The following is a 13,238-nucleotide window of genomic DNA, read 5'->3' on the forward strand; positions in this document are numbered from 1 at the left end:
GCCTTCTTCGCTCGTCGGGTACGGCGGAAGACGGGCCCGACGACCAGGGCGGGTCGGCGGCGCGGGGCGGGCGGGCGATGGGTGGTCGACCGACGCAGGATTCCGGGTCTTCTGCCCTCGGATCCTACGTCGGCGGGCGCCCGCCGACGAGACCCCCGTCCAGGGGAGGTCGCCGGAGGCCGGGCCGCGCGGCTCCGCTCAGTCGCGCCGCGCGTACTCCTGGTACGACCAGCCGAACGCGCCCGCCACCATGCCGGCGCCGCGCGCGAGCGTGCGGGTGCCCTTCGCGCGGTGCGCGACGCTGCCCGTGACGGCGCCCACCGCGATCCGCCCGGTGCCGCCGAGCGCGCGCACGAGTCCGCGCGCGGTGGCCGCGGCGCGGATCCGCGTGCGCGCGACCGGGGACGCCGGCGCGAGCGCGACCGAGGTGAGGCTCCAGGAGTTCCCGCTGCTGAAGGCGCGGAGCACCACCCACCGGCGCGTGGTGCGGGCGCGCGGCACGACGTCGACGACGCCCGCCTCGGCGCACCAGGTGAGGAGCCCGCCGGAGGCGACGAGCTGTCGGGTGAAGAGCGTGTCCTCGCCGCCCTGCGTGCCGAGGTCCACGTCGAAGCGCAGGCCCGCCGCGCGCACGGCGCGGAGGTCGAGCAGCAGGTTGTTGGTCGCGGCGACCTCGAGGCGCGTGCCCGTCGCGGGGCGACGGCGCACGAAGAAGCCGCCGGCGCGCACCCACGCGTCGGGCTCGACCTCGTACTCGCTGCGCACGGGACCGGCGACGCCCGCGCTGCCGGTGGCCTGCCGGGCGCGGACGAGGGCGGCGAGCCAGCCGGGATCCGGCCGTTCGTCGTCGTCGAGGAACACGAGCAGGTCGTCGTCGGCCGCGGCGTCGAGCGCGCGGTTGCGGGCGGCGGAGATGCCGGGCGTCGGCTCGTGCACGTAGGCGATCGGCATGGGGGAGGCGGAGGCGGCGTCCTCGACCGCGGCGCCGGCGCCGCCCGCGGGGTCGTTGTCGACCACGACGATCCGCACGGCGCGGGGGAGCGCGGGATCGACCTCGGCGGCCTCCCGGAGCTCGGCGGCCTGCGCGGCGACGAGGGGGAGCACGGCGCGGATGTCGTCGGGGCGCCGGTAGGTGAGGATCGCGACGACGAGCGAGGAGACGGGCGCGACCGGGCGGGCGGGCACCCCGGCCGCTGCGGTCGTCGGCGCGGGCGACGGCACCGCGCGCCAGCCGCCGGAGAGCCGGAAGCCGTCGCGGATCCCGCGCACGGCCGCCGTCACGGGCGCCACCGGATGCGCGAACTGCCGCCGCCCGCCCTGCAGCAGCACCTCGTACGCGATCACCGGCGTGAGCAGCCGCCACCGCCGGAGCGCCGCCGCGTCGAGGTGGCGCGCCCCGTAGAGGAGCCGGTTCCGGATGTTGTGGTAGTAGTACGTGCCCGACTTCGCCTGGCCCGCGCTCGCGTGGCCGGCGCTCTGCGTGCCGCCCTCCGCGTGCACGGCCACGGCCTCCTCCACGACGCGCAAGCGTCCGCCCGCCGCCACGACCTTGCGCGACAGGTCCACGTCCTCCCAGTACAGGAAGTAGTCGTCGGAGAAGCCGCCGACCCGGGTCCACAGCTCGTCGGTCACGAGCAGGCACGCGCCCGTGAGCCACGGCTCGGTCGCCTGGCCGGGGTGCTGCGCGCGGCGGGCGGCGGAGCGGATCCGTCCGTCGGCGAGGTAGAGGTCGGATCCGCGGAACCACGTGCTGCCGTCCGGTCGGAGGATGGTCGGGGCCGCGAGCGTGAGCGGATCTGCCGCCACGACGCCCCGCAGCACCGCGAGCTGGTCGGGCGCGATGGTCGCGTCCGGGTTGAGCAGCAGGAACTCGCGCGCGCCGAGCGAGCGGGCCGCGTCCACGCCGATGTTCATGCCCGTGCCGAAGCCCGTGTTGCCGTCCGGGTAGACGCCGTGCACGCGCGTCGACGGGTGCGCGGCGAGCTCCCGCACGCGCTCGCGCTCCGCGTCGGTCGTGCGGTTGTCGACGACCACGAGCAGCGCGTCATCGAGGCGCTCGATCAGCGGCAGCACGTTCTCGCGCACGAGGTCGGCGGATCCGTAGTTGACGACCACGACGGCGAGGAGGGCGGGGCGGGGCATGGGCATCCGATCGATCGGGCGGGTGCGGCGGGTGCGGCGGGTGCGGCGGGTGTCGCCGGGCAGGGGTCGCGCCGGCGGGGCCCGCCCTCGGGTGCGGGCGGGTGGTGGCATAGTCTATTTCCTCGACCGATGAGCCCGTGGCCGTGCCCGACGACCCGCCCGGTCATCCCGCTCAGGAGCGCCATGACCGTCCCCTCCCGTCCGCCCGGCCGCGACCTCGTCGTCCTCCAGTCGTCGCCGGCGCCGCGCCCGACGACGAACCCGTACATCGTGATGCTCGGCCGCGCGCTCGCCCAGGCCCCCGGCGTCCGCCCGTTGCACTTCAGCTGGCGCACCGCGCTCCTCGGCCGCTACGACGTGTTCCACGTGCACTGGCCCGAGATCCTCGTCGACGGGCACAGCCCGCTGAAGAAGGCGGTCCGCCAGGCGTTCACGGTCGCGCTCCTCGCGAGGCTGACGCTCCGGCGGATCCCCATCGTCCGCACCGTGCACAACCTCGAGCGGCCGCAGGGAATCGGCCGCCGCGAGTCGCTGCTGCTCGTGCTCATGGAGCGGATGACGACGCTGCGGGTGCGCGTGAACCCCGTCACGGAGATCCCCGCCGAGCAGCCGGTCGCCACGATCCTGCACGGCCACTACCGCGACTGGTTCCGCGACGAGCCGGTCGCCGACGCGGTGCCCGGCCGCCTCGGCTATGTCGGCCTGGTGCGCCGGTACAAGGGCGTCGAGCAGCTCGTCGCGGCGTTCCGCGGCGCGGGCGACGCGGGCGCCGACCTGTCGCTGCGCATCGGCGGGAACCCGTCCTCCGAGGAGCTCGCCGGCATGATCCGCGCGCTCGCCGCGGGCGACGACCGCATCCGCCTCGACCTCCGCTTCCAGACCGACGCCGAGCTCGTGGACATCGTCACCTCCTCCGAGCTCGTCGTGCTGCCGTACCGGTTCATGCACAACTCCGGCGGCGCGCTCGCGGCTCTGTCGCTCGAACGGCCGGTGCTCGTGCCCGACAACGCCGTGAACCGCGCGCTCGCCGAGGAGGTCGGCCCGGGCTGGATCCACCTGTTCGACGGCGACCTGACCCCCGAGGAGCTGCTGCGCGCGACCGAGGCCGTGCGCACCGGCGCGCGCGCGGCGTCCCCCGACCTCGCCGCGCGCGACTGGGACCGGGCGGGCACCGCGCACGCGTCGGCGTACCGGCGCGCGCTCCGGATCCGCCGCGGCGTCGAGCGGGGCTGACGCGCGGCACCCGTTCGGGGGCTGGATCCCCGCGCCCCCGCGGCTAGCATCGGACAGGGCCCGCATACCCGTGCGGTCCTCCTGACACCCGAGCTCGCGGTGATCCGGCTGTCACCCGCAGCCGACCCGGTCGCCACCCCCTCCTCGACCCGACGATGGAGCCCCATGCCCTCCGCCCTGCCCGGCGACCCCTCCGCCGCGCCTGCGACCGCGGCGCCGCCCGCCGCCACGCAGGGACTCGGCGCCCGCGCGGCCCGCGGCGCGATCGTCACGATCGGCGCGCAGCTCGTCCGGATCCTCATCCAGGTCGCGTCCGTCGTCGTCCTCGCCCGGCTGCTCACGCCCACCGACTACGGCCTGCTCGCGATGGTGCTCGCGATCATCGGCGTCGGCGAGATCTTCCGCGACTTCGGCCTCTCCAACGCGGCCATCCAGGCGCGCGACCTCAGCCGCGGCCAGCGCGACAACCTCTGGTGGATCAACGCGGGCATCGGCCTCGTCCTCGCCGCCCTGGTCTTCTGCGCGGCCTGGCCGCTCGCGGCGGTCTTCGGCCACGACGAGCTGATCCCCATCGCGCACGCCCTCAGCCTCACCTTCGTCTTCAACGGCCTCGCGACCCAGTACCGCGCGAGCCTCACCCGCAGCCTCCGGTTCCGTGCGCTCGCGACGGCGGACGTCACGGCGCCCGCGGTCGCGCTCCTCGTCGCGATCGGCGGCGCGCTCCTCGGCTGGGGCTACTGGGCGCTCGTCGCGCAGCAGCTCACCCAGACGCTCGTGCTGCTGGCGCTCGCGGTCGGCTTCGCCCGGTGGATCCCGCGCCTCCCGCGCCGCGGTGAGCCGATGGGCCCGCTGCTGCGCTTCGGCTGGAACATGGTCTCCAGCCAGATGGTCGGCTACGTCAGCAACAACATCGACACGTTCCTCGTGGGCCTCCGCTTCGGCGCCGGGTCGCTCGGCATCTACAACCGCGCGTTCCAGCTGCTGATGACGCCGCTCGCGCAGATCCGCAGCCCCCTCACCACGGTCGCCATCCCCGTGCTCTCCCGCCTCGCCGACGAGCAGCGCCGGTTCGCCGACTACGTCGCGCGCGGGCAGCTCGCCCTCGGCTACACGCTCGGCGCGGGCCTCGGCCTCGTCGCCGCGACGGCCGTGCCGATCACCGCGGTCTTCCTCGGGCCGCAGTGGGACAGCGTCGCGCCGATCCTCCGCCTCCTCGCCATCGCGGGCATCTTCGACACCCTCGCCTTCGTCGGCTACTGGGTCTACGTGTCGCGCGGCCTGACGGGCGACCTGTTCCGCTTCTCGCTCCTGAGCGCGGTGATCAAGGTCAGCTGCATCCTCATCGGATCGACCGGCGGCATCGTCGGCATCGCGGCCGGGTACGCCGCCGCGCCCGCCATCTGCTGGCCGATCTCGCTGTGGTGGCTGTCGCGCACGGCCCCGATCCCCACGCGCCGGCTCTACCTGGGCGCCCTGCGGATCATCGGCGTCGTGGGCTCGGTGAGCGTCGCGACGGGTGCGCTCCTCGCCCTGGTCGACACCGGATCCGACGTGCTGCAGCTCCTCGCGGGCGTCGGCACGACCGCCGTGCTCTACGCGCTCTCGGTCGCGATCGTCCCGGCCGTGCGCCGCGACGTGCGCGGGGTGCTCGACCTGGCGCGCGTGCTGCCGCGCGCCCGCCGGGTGGCCGCGCCCGCCGCGGGGCCCGACGCCGATCCGGGACCCGATCCGGAGGCGACGCCCGCCGACGTGCCCGCGGCCGCACGCGTCCCGTCCTAGCCCCGCGCGTCGGGCGGCCCCGCGCCGCGCACCTTCCGCAACCTTTCCCCCGCCGACCCGGGCGGGGAGGGGCCGGCGCGGGCGTAGCGTGCACGCAGGGCGCGGATCCACCGGCGCCCCCGCTTCGATGACGAGGACCCCTGTGACCCACGACGCCGCCCGCCTGTCCGTGCTCTACCTCGGCGGGACGGGCACGATCAGCGCCGCGTGCGTCCGGGCCTCCGTCGCCGCCGGGATGGACGTCACGGTCGTGAACCGCGGCGCCGACGCCCAGGGCCGCGGCACGCCCGAGGGCGTGACGAGTCGCGTCGCCGACGTCACGGATCCGGCCGCGCTCCTCGCCGCGATCGGCGATCGCACCTTCGACGCGGTCGTCGACTTCCTGTCCTTCGACGCCGCGGGCGCCGACGGCCGCGTGGAGCTCTTCGCCGGCCGCACCCGGCAGTTCGTGGCCATCAGCTCGGCGTCGATCTACCGCAAGCCCGCGCTCCAGACGCCCATCACCGAGTCGACGCTCCGCGCCAACCCGTTCCTCTGCTATGCGCGCGACAAGATCGCCATGGAGGACGCCTTCCTCCGCCACCACGCCGCGAGCGGCTTCCCCGTCGTGATCGTCCGCCCCTCGCACACCTACGACGAGGCGAGCCCGCCGCTCGCGGGCGGCTGGACGGTCGTCGACCGCATCGCGCGCGGCGACGAGGTCGTGGTCCCCGGCGACGGCACCTCGCTCTGGACCCTCACGCACGCGGACGACTTCGCGGTCGGCCTCGTCGGGATCCTCGGCGACGAGCGCGCCGTGGGCGAGGCGCTGCACATCACGAGCGACGACGTCTCCACGTGGGTTCGGATCCACCACCTCGTCGCCGACGCGCTCGGCGTCGAGGCGCGGCTGGTGCACGTGCCCGCCGAGCAGTTCCCGGTGGTGGAGCCGGACTGGGGCTGGTCGGAGCTGGTGGTGGGCGACCTCTCGCACAGCGCCGTGTTCGACACGACCCGGATCCGCCGCCTCGTGCCCGCGTTCCAGCCGCGGATCCCGTTCCACATCGCGGTGCGCGGCATCGTCGCGTGGCGGGCCGAGCACCCGGAGCTCACCCGGCCGGATGCGGACACCGACCGCCGGATCCAGCGCCTCGTCGACGCGAAGCACGCGGCCGACGCCGCCTACCGGGCGGCCGCGGAGGGCTGAGCCGCGGCGGTCTGACGCGCGGCGCTAGCGGGCGGCGGCGACCGCGGGACGCGCGGTGACCCGCCCGGTCCACCCGGCGCGGACGCGCGCGACGAGCGTCACGACGACGACCGCGCCGGCCGCCACGAGCGCCGCCACCGCGGCCGGCGTCGAGAGCAGCTCGCCCGTGAGGCGTCCGACGGCGACCCACGCGAGGCCCCACGCGATCGCCGCGGAGGGCGCCAGCCGCCCGCCGTCGCGGAGCGCGAGCAGGACGCCGACGAGGCCGGCGACCGCCAGCAGCACGACGGCCCAGGCGTCGCGCCCGGTGGTGCCCGGCTGGAAGCCCGACGCCGTGAGGATCGAGGCGATGTTCGCGATCGACGCGACGCTCACCCAGCCGAGGTAGAGGCCCATGGTGCCGTCGAGCACGACGCCCTCGACCGCGTTCCGCGGCCGCGTCGCCATGAGCGCGTGGAAGACCCACATGAGCGTCACGAGCAGCGCCACGATCACGACGCCGCTGAGCGCGAGGAACCCGGCCTGCGCGGTGAGGATCCACACGGCGTTGAGCACGAGCGTCACGGTGACGGGGTAGCCGACCCGGCGCTGCCGCTCGTCGGCGCGCTGCGCGGGGAGCGCCTGCCAGATCGTGTACGCGACGAGCCCGAGGTAGATCACGCTCCAGATCGAGAACGCGGGGCCGGCCGGCGCGACGGGCGTGTAGCTCGCGCTCAAGGCACCGCTCGACGCGTTCTGGATGCTCCGGTCGCTGAACGCGCCCGAGCCGAACGCGGAGCCGATGACGGCGAACGCCATGCTCGAGATGACGACGATCTGCCGGACGATGTCCTTCACGGTGCCCATGCGGTCCGCTCCTCTACGATGGGAATGTCAGCAGGCGGATAGTAAGCCTGCTGATGATCACTGTAGCAGGAGGAGTGCCGTGCAGGACGACGAGCTCGCCAGCTGGCCCACGGGGCGGCTGCTGTCCACGGCCGCGCGCGCGGTCGAGCACGCCTGGTCGGAGGCGCTCACGACGCTCGGCGTCACGCACGCGGGCCTCATCGCGCTGCACCTGCTCCGTGACGGGCCGCTCAGCCAGATCCAGCTCGCCCGCTCCGCGCACGTCGAGACCCAGACCATGTCGCGCACGCTCGAGCGGCTGGAGCGGGAGGGGCTCGTGTCCCGCGCGCCGGATCCCGCCGACCGCCGCCGCCACGTCGTCGCCCGCACCGCGGCCGGCGCCGACGCCTGGGAGCGCGCGCAGGCGCTCGAGCAGGACGTCGTCCCCGAGCTCGCCCGCTCGGAGGAGATGCGCCGCGGCCTCATCGACGTGATCCGCGCGGCCGGCCGCCCGGCGCCCGCGGCATCCGCCGCCGACGGCGCGTCCGCGTCGTCCGCCGCCGCCCCGGGGCGCGCTCGATGACCCGCCCCGCGGATCCGATCTCCGCCGCCGCGCCCGACCTCCCCGGCCGCGCGGTCATCCGCCAGGTCTGGAGCGACCTGGCGTTCGTGCACTGGCGGGTGGATCCCGCGCTCGTCGCCCCGCTCCTCCCGCCGGGCACGCGTCCCGACGTCCACGGCGGATCCAGCTGGGTCGGCCTCATCCCGTTCGTCCTGTCCCGCAGCGCCTTCCCGCCCCTGCCCGCCGTGCCGTGGGCCGGCACCTTCGCCGAGCTCAACGTGCGCCTCTACAGCGTGGGCGACGACGGTCGCCGCGGCGTGGTCTTCCGCTCGCTCGAGGCCGCGAAGCTCCTGCCGACGCTCGGCGCGCGCGTGGGCCTCGGCCTGCCCTACATGTGGGCGTCGATGACGCACGAGGAGCACGACGGCGTCGTCACCTACACGTCCCGCCGGCACACGGGCGCCCGCCCGTCGTCGCGCATCTCGGTGCGACCGCTCGGCGAGGAGGTCGAGGGGGATCCGCTCGCCGACTTCCTCACCGCGCGCTGGGGCATGCACGTGGCCCGCGGCGGCGTCACGCGGTACTGGCCGAACACGCACGACGCGTGGACCCTCCAGCGTGCTGAGCTCGTCGGCCTCGACGACGAGCTGGTCGCGGCCGCCGGTCTCCCGGGGATCGTCGACCGCGCGCCCGACTCGGTGCTGTTCTCCCGCGGCGTCCGCACGGAGTTCGCCGGCCCTCTCCGCCCGCGCGCCTAGTCGGTCGCGCCCCGGGCCGCCGAGCCCCGCTACCGCTTGGAGCGCGGCGTCCGCGTCGAGCGCGGCTTCCCGCCCGACAGCTCGTCGATCGTGAGCGCGGCGCTCACGAGCGCGAGGTGGCTGAGCCCCTGCGGCAGGTTGCCGAGGAACGCGTGGTCGTCGGCGTCGATCATCTCGGAGTACAGCCCCACGTCGTTGCCGAGGTCGACCAGCTCGTCCATGAGCTCGCGCGCCTCGTCCATCCGGCCGACGCACGCGTAGGCGCCCGCGAGCCAGAACGCGCACGCCGTGAACGTGCCCTCCTCCTCGGGCATGCCGGAGTAGCGGTACAGCAGCGGCCCGCGGCCGAGCTCCGAGCGCAGCGCGTCGAGCGTCCGGGACATGCGCTCGCCGCGGTCGAAGCCGGAGATCGAGTGCAGCAGGATGCTCGCGTCGAGCCGCTGGCTGCCCGGGTGCATGACGTAGGCGCCCCGACCCTCGTCCCAGCACTCCTCCTCGACCCACGTGCGGATCCGGTCGCGCTCGGCCCGCCAGCGGTCCGGCACGCCGGGGATCTGGCCCAGCTCCGCGAGCTCGACGGCGCAGTCGAGGGCCTGCCAGCAGCCGAGCTTCGAGGTCGTGTAGTGCTGCTCGTCCTCGAGCTCCCACATGCCGGCGTCGCGCTTCTGCCACATGTCGCAGGTGCGGTCGGCGAAGGTCGCGAGGAGCCGGCCGGTGTCGGCGTCGAGCACGTTGCCGTCGCGGACGTAGGTGCGCACCACGTCGAACAGGTCGCCGAACACGCCCAGCTGCAGCTGCGCCTGCGCGTCGTTGCCGTCGACGACGGGCCCGACGCCGCGCCATCCCGGCACCTCCGGGTTCGAGCTGCCCTCGGGCACGCCGCCCTCGAGCGAGTAGAAGACGTGGAGGTCGGGGCCGTTGTCGCGGATCGTGCGGAGCATCCAGGAGACCGCCGCGTGCGTCTCCTCGCGGAGCCCGAACTTCACGAGGGCGTTCACCGTGTAGGCGAGGTCGCGCACCCAGGCGAAGCGGTAGTCCCAGTTCTTGCCGCCGCCCATCCGCTCGGGCAGCGAGGTCGTCGCGGCCGCGGCGATGGATCCGGTCGGCGCGTGCACGAGCAGCTTGAGCGCGAGGGCGCTGCGCTGCACGGCCTCGGCCCACTCGCCCTCGTAGCGGAACTCGGCGCTCCAGCCCTGCCAGTTGCGGATGGTGCGGTCGATGCCCTCGTCCACGATCTCCGGGTTCGGGATCCGCACGGGCTCCCGCTCGGTCCCCACCATCGTGAGGACGTGGCGCGACCCCTCCTGCGTGGTGAACGCGCCGGACAGCGACTGCGTCCCGGGCTCGGCGGGGCCGTGGTCGAGGCCGACGACCGCGAGCGTCACGCCGTCCACGCGGATGACCGGGCCGTTGTGCGTCGCCTGCACCCAGGGGGACGACGTGCCGAGCGCGGTCCCGGGCGCGATGAGCCAGCTCATCGCCACCTCGCCCGTCAGCCCCTCGATGCGCCGGCCGAGCTCGGACCACGGCAGCCGCCCGGCGACGCCCGTGACGAGCGCGTCGGTCACGCGCACGCTTCCGGACGCCGTGGTGAAGGTGGTGGTGAGCACGTTGGTGCCGGGCACGTAGGCGCGCGTCACCTCGAAGTCCTCGTCGGGACGCAGCGTGATCCGGCCGCCGTGCGGGGCGTCGAGGATCGCGGCGAACGCGGGCGGCGTGTGCAGGTTCGGGAGCGGGAGCCAGTCGATGTCGCCGTCCTCCGCGATGAGCGCGACGGTGCGCCCGTCCCCGATGGCGGCGTAGCTGCGGAGAGCGACGTACCCGTCGGTGCGCTCGGGTGCGGGGCGGGACGTGGGCTGGGACATGGGACTCCTGTCGACGCCGGCAGGAGGGCACCGACCCCTCCAGTATCCCCGGGTCGCCCCCTGGCGACCGGGCCGTCATCCGGCCGGAGACGCGGCGGCCGTCCCAACCGTTCTTCCCCGGGCTCCGAATACTGCCGATGTGCCCGGAGCCCACCCGAACGGTTCCGGTCGCGGCCCGTCGGACAGCGTCGTCCGCGCGGGTCTCCCTCCCCGCGTCGACCCGGGCCAGGCTGGATCCATGACGCTCATCGAGGCCGTGCGCGGCGACATCACCCTGCAGGACGTCGACGCGATCGTCGATGCCGCGAACTCGTCGCTCCTCGGCGGCGGGGGAATGGACGGCGCGATCCACCGCGCGGCCGGTCCCGAGCTGATCGCCGCCTGCCGCCGCATCCGCGCCGACGAGCTGCCCGACGGCCTGCCGGCGGGCGACGCGATCGCGACGCCCGGCTTCCGCCTGCCCGCGCGCCACGTGATCCACACGGTCGGCCCCGTCTGGTCCGCATCCGACGACCGCACCGCGGTCCTCGCGAGCGCGTACCGCCGGTCGATCGAGGTGGCGGCCGGCCTCGGGATCCGCAGCGTCGCCTTCCCGGCGGTCTCGGCCGGCGTCTACGGTTGGCCGCTCGACGACGCGGCGCGCGTCGCGGTCGCCTCCGTGCGCGGCGCGCTTGCGGACGGCGCGGGCGACGGCATCGAGCTGGTGCGCTTCGTGCTGTTCTCGGACCAGGCGCTCGCGGCCTTCGAGGCGGCGCTCGCATCCGACGCGTGAGCCGCGATGTCCGACGCGGGCCGAGGAAGAGGAACGCCGGCCCTGCCGTCTGGGACGGGGACCGGCGGATGGTGCCTGGACGCGGCGTCGATCCGCGGACCTTTCGATTTTCAGTCGAACGCTCTACCAACTGAGCTACCCAGGCGAGCGGGCGGCTTGCGAGAAGACGCCCACATCGGACAGAAGCCCTCTCGTGAGAGAGGGCTCATATCCGTGGCGACCCTGACGGGACTTGAACCCGCGACCTCCGCCGTGACAGGGCGGCACGCTAACCAGCTGCGCTACAGGGCCTTGCATGTCGATCACATTGCCTGGTGACCCCAACGGGATTCGAACCCGTGTTAACGCCGTGAAAGGGCGCCGTCCTAGGCCACTAAACGATGGGGCCGCTCGCCCTGGCGGACCAGGTCTCGCAGCAACCGACACGTCAGCATAACCGCACTCCGGCCGAGGACTCAAATCGGCCGTCCCCGCGTGGGCCCCGCGCCCGAGGGCATGCGGATCGGGCGGCGTGTCGCCTGCTCGCGGCGGGGCCGGCGGGAGTCGGCGGGCAGGGCCTTCGTGGCCTCCTGTCAGGTTCGCGACACGGCCAGCGCGCTGCCCCGGCGGCACCCTGCCGCCGGGTTAGCCTTCGCTCGACCCTCCTCGGGGAGGGGATCCTCAGCGTGGATCCCCGCATCGGCGCGCTGTGCGCCGCGCATCCCCGTTGCTACTGTGAGAGCCGGTGAAGGTGTGACGGATGTGATCCGCGCTCCCCGCCGGCCCTGCAGGGAGGCACAGCCGGCCAGCCGGGCGACACGATGATCGGGACCACCATGCACCACGACCTCCTCCGGAGACCGCGCACCACGGGCGCCACACGATCGCGCCCGCGAGGCCGCCGCAGCCTCCAGGCCATCGTCGCCATCGTCGCCGTGCTCCTCACGGGGTCGATCGCCGCTCCCGCCCACGCCGACACCTTCGCCTCGTGGGACGACGTGCAGAAGGCGCGCGGCGACGAGCAGGCGCAGCAGGCGCTCGTGCAGCGGATCAACGACGAGATCGCGTCCCTCCAGCAGCGCGTCACCGACGCGCAGGCCCTCGTGGTCCAGCGCGGCGACGAGCACGACAAGGCGCAGCAGGCGGCGGACGACAAGCACGCCGAGACCGACCTGCTCCAGCAGAAGGTCGACGCGGCCGCCGCGAAGGCCACCAAGTCCCAGGAGCAGGCGGCCGGCCTCGCCAAGCAGCTGATGCGGTCCGGCGGGCAGAACCTCTCCGGCACCCTCCTCCTCAGCGAGGGCGACGGCAGCGACGACCTCCTCGACAAGCTCGGCACCATGAGCAAGGTCGCCGAGAAGAGCGACCAGATCTACGCGATCGCCCTGCAGGACCGCAACGCCGCCACGGCCCTCGCGGACCAGGCGAAGGTGGCGCTCGCGGAGCTCGACGCGCTGAACGCGAAGGCCGAGCAGCTCCTCGAGGAGGCCGCCCAGGCGCAGGTCGACCTCGAGCAGGCGCTCGAGGACCAGAGCGCGCAGAAGGCCGACGCCGACGCGAAGCTCTCCGTCATCACCGAGAACCGCGAGGCCACCGAGGACGACTACCAGGCCGGCGTCCGCAAGCGCCAAGCCGACGCGGACGCGCTCGCCGCGAGCCAGGGCAGCGCGGGTGGCGACGTCTCGCCCGGCGCCATCAGCTCATCCGGGTGGACCGCGCCGCTGCCGGGAGCCAGCACGAGCAGCCCCTTCGGGTACCGGATCCACCCGATCTACCACACCAAGATCATGCACGCGGGCGAGGACCTCGTCCGCGGATACAGCTGCGGCGAGATCCAGTACGCCGCCCACTCGGGCACCGTCAGCTTCGCCGGTCGGAACGGCGGCTACGGCAACTACATCCGCATCGACCACGGCGGCGGCGTCTCCTCGGCGTACGGGCACATCGTGGACGGCGGCACGCTCGTGCGCACCGGCCAGCAGGTCGTCGCGGGCCAGCCCATCGCCCACACGGGCACCACGGGCGGCTCCACCGGCTGCCACCTCCACTTCGAGATCCGCATCAACGGGAACGCCGTCGACCCGGTGGCGTTCATGCACGGCCAGGGCGTCTCCATCAGCAGCACGCATTGACATGA

Annotated in this window: 10 protein-coding genes and 3 tRNA genes; 7 read left to right on the plus strand and 6 right to left on the minus strand. The window is 74.5% G+C overall.

All coding sequences use genetic code 11. The annotated features are described in order from the left end of the window. Positions 1-198 precede the first annotated feature (198 nt). Entirely contained in the window at positions 199-2,142 is a 1,944-nt protein-coding gene (locus ITJ40_RS04010; protein WP_194665854.1) for a glycosyltransferase, read from the minus strand. 183 nt (positions 2,143-2,325) lie between these two features. Here ITJ40_RS04010 and ITJ40_RS04015 point away from each other — a divergent pair, with 183 nt between their 5' ends. The 3 genes from ITJ40_RS04015 to ITJ40_RS04025 all read left to right on the plus strand — a co-directional run bounded on the left by ITJ40_RS04015 (position 2,326) and on the right by ITJ40_RS04025 (position 6,340). Then, complete coding sequence (locus ITJ40_RS04015; RefSeq protein WP_194665855.1) at positions 2,326-3,375, plus strand: glycosyl transferase; 1,050 nt, start codon at positions 2,326-2,328, stop codon at positions 3,373-3,375. A 165-nt stretch (positions 3,376-3,540) separates the two neighbouring features. After that, positions 3,541-5,154, plus strand: a complete 1,614-nt coding sequence (locus tag ITJ40_RS04020; RefSeq protein ID WP_194665856.1) for a lipopolysaccharide biosynthesis protein — start codon at positions 3,541-3,543, stop codon at positions 5,152-5,154. A gap of 142 nt (positions 5,155-5,296) precedes the next feature. Beyond that, positions 5,297-6,340, plus strand: a complete 1,044-nt coding sequence (locus ITJ40_RS04025; RefSeq protein WP_194665857.1) for an NAD-dependent epimerase/dehydratase family protein — start codon at positions 5,297-5,299, stop codon at positions 6,338-6,340. Between the two features lie 24 nt (positions 6,341-6,364). Here ITJ40_RS04025 and ITJ40_RS04030 read toward each other — a convergent pair whose 3' ends face one another. Beyond that, the gene (locus tag ITJ40_RS04030) at positions 6,365-7,186 is read right to left on the minus strand and encodes a TspO/MBR family protein (RefSeq protein WP_194665858.1); all 822 of its coding nucleotides are present in this window, start codon (positions 7,184-7,186) and stop codon (positions 6,365-6,367) included. Positions 7,187-7,265: 79 nt separating this feature from the next. Between ITJ40_RS04030 and ITJ40_RS04035 the strand changes: the two genes are divergently transcribed. Both ITJ40_RS04035 and ITJ40_RS04040 read left to right on the plus strand, forming a co-directional pair. Next, positions 7,266-7,748 carry a MarR family transcriptional regulator gene (locus ITJ40_RS04035; RefSeq protein WP_194665859.1) on the plus strand — a complete coding sequence of 161 codons (483 nt, stop codon included), beginning with the start codon at positions 7,266-7,268 and terminating at the stop codon, positions 7,746-7,748. Further along, positions 7,745-8,485 carry a YqjF family protein gene (locus ITJ40_RS04040; protein ID WP_194665860.1) on the plus strand — a complete coding sequence of 247 codons (741 nt, stop codon included), beginning with the start codon at positions 7,745-7,747 and terminating at the stop codon, positions 8,483-8,485. Before ITJ40_RS04035 ends, ITJ40_RS04040 begins: the two co-directional genes overlap by 4 nt. A gap of 29 nt (positions 8,486-8,514) precedes the next feature. On the opposite strand, the gene ITJ40_RS04045 is transcribed toward ITJ40_RS04040, so the two are convergent. After that, entirely contained in the window at positions 8,515-10,350 is a 1,836-nt protein-coding gene (locus ITJ40_RS04045) for a glycoside hydrolase family 15 protein (RefSeq protein WP_194665861.1), read from the minus strand. Positions 10,351-10,588: 238 nt separating this feature from the next. On the opposite strand from ITJ40_RS04045, the gene ITJ40_RS04050 reads away from it, so the two are divergent. Next, on the plus strand, positions 10,589-11,122 hold the full coding sequence (locus ITJ40_RS04050; protein ID WP_194665862.1) for an O-acetyl-ADP-ribose deacetylase: 534 nt from the start codon (positions 10,589-10,591) through the stop codon (positions 11,120-11,122). 69 nt (positions 11,123-11,191) lie between these two features. Here the strand turns inward: ITJ40_RS04050 and ITJ40_RS04055 are convergent. From ITJ40_RS04055 to ITJ40_RS04065, 3 genes are all read right to left on the minus strand, one after another. After that, a tRNA-Phe gene (locus ITJ40_RS04055) sits at positions 11,192-11,267 on the minus strand. A gap of 69 nt (positions 11,268-11,336) precedes the next feature. Continuing rightward, positions 11,337-11,413 (minus strand) — tRNA-Asp (locus tag ITJ40_RS04060). Between the two features lie 21 nt (positions 11,414-11,434). Next, positions 11,435-11,510 (minus strand) — tRNA-Glu (locus ITJ40_RS04065). Positions 11,511-11,937: 427 nt separating this feature from the next. Here ITJ40_RS04065 and ITJ40_RS04070 point away from each other — a divergent pair. Beyond that, positions 11,938-13,233 (plus strand): M23 family metallopeptidase, encoded by a 1,296-nt coding sequence (locus ITJ40_RS04070; protein WP_194665863.1) that lies wholly within the window; start codon positions 11,938-11,940, stop codon positions 13,231-13,233. Positions 13,234-13,238 lie beyond the last annotated feature (5 nt).

The sequence above is a fragment of the Clavibacter sp. VKM Ac-2872 genome (genome assembly GCF_015351105.1).
Lineage (GTDB): Bacteria > Actinomycetota > Actinomycetes > Actinomycetales > Microbacteriaceae > Clavibacter.

Coding starts and splice junctions, on each gene's coding strand:
- ITJ40_RS04020 (WP_194665856.1), top strand. CDS start 3,541: ATGCCCTCCGCCCTGCCCGGCGACCCCTCCGCCGCGCCTGCGACCGCG.
- ITJ40_RS04070 (WP_194665863.1), top strand. CDS start 11,938: ATGCACCACGACCTCCTCCGGAGACCGCGCACCACGGGCGCCACACGA.
- ITJ40_RS04010 (WP_194665854.1), bottom strand. CDS start 2,142: ATGCCCCGCCCCGCCCTCCTCGCCGTCGTGGTCGTCAACTACGGATCC.
- ITJ40_RS04040 (WP_194665860.1), top strand. CDS start 7,745: ATGACCCGCCCCGCGGATCCGATCTCCGCCGCCGCGCCCGACCTCCCC.
- ITJ40_RS04045 (WP_194665861.1), bottom strand. CDS start 10,350: ATGTCCCAGCCCACGTCCCGCCCCGCACCCGAGCGCACCGACGGGTAC.
- ITJ40_RS04030 (WP_194665858.1), bottom strand. CDS start 7,186: ATGGGCACCGTGAAGGACATCGTCCGGCAGATCGTCGTCATCTCGAGC.
- ITJ40_RS04050 (WP_194665862.1), top strand. CDS start 10,589: ATGACGCTCATCGAGGCCGTGCGCGGCGACATCACCCTGCAGGACGTC.
- ITJ40_RS04015 (WP_194665855.1), top strand. CDS start 2,326: ATGACCGTCCCCTCCCGTCCGCCCGGCCGCGACCTCGTCGTCCTCCAG.